General features: G+C 60.8%; 1 protein-coding gene. It reads right to left on the bottom strand.

Annotation, left to right across the window (positions count from 1 at the left end):
• A partial coding sequence (locus PVZ80_RS00015) for an immunoglobulin-like domain-containing protein (RefSeq protein ID WP_273863243.1) occupies positions 1-589 on the bottom strand: 589 nt, incomplete at both ends.

The following is a 589-nucleotide window of genomic DNA, read 5'->3' on the forward strand; positions in this document are numbered from 1 at the left end:
TACGGTGCCCGACGACTCGCCCACCGGAATGGTGATGGTCTGGCCGTTGGACAGGGTGACCACCACCGGCGAACCGGTCACTGGAGCGGTCACGGACGCGGTGTAAACGACAACGCCGCCTTCTGCCACGGATGGAGTCGCGGTCAGGCTGACGGTCGAGGTATCGATGGTGTCAGTGACATCAGTCACAGCTGGGGTAGTGCTTGGTACCAGGTTTTCGAAGTTACCGCCTGCAGCATCCTTGATGCTGACTTCGACTTTACCGGCATCTTTGTAGACGTCATCGGCTGGAGCCGCGACGGTCACAGAGCCTGTGGTCGCACCGGCTGCGATGGTGATTACCGCCCCGTTCGACAGAGTCACGGTGACTGGCGTACCGGCGGCGTTGGTCAAGGTGGCCGTATAAACGATCGAACCGCCTTCAGCGACAGTGTCAGTCGCTGTCAGGCTAAGGGTGGTGGTATCTGGCGTATCGGTGACCGAGGTATCAGCCGGTTTGCTATCAACATCCAGCTTCTCGTAGTTGCCACCGGTAGCGCCGGTGATGGTGGTGCTCAGGGAGCTACCGCCCGCCAGGGCATCGTTTGGC

The organism is Pseudomonas sp. B3G-3 (genome assembly GCF_028640915.1).
GTDB lineage: Bacteria > Pseudomonadota > Gammaproteobacteria > Pseudomonadales > Pseudomonadaceae > Aquipseudomonas > Aquipseudomonas chlororaphis_I.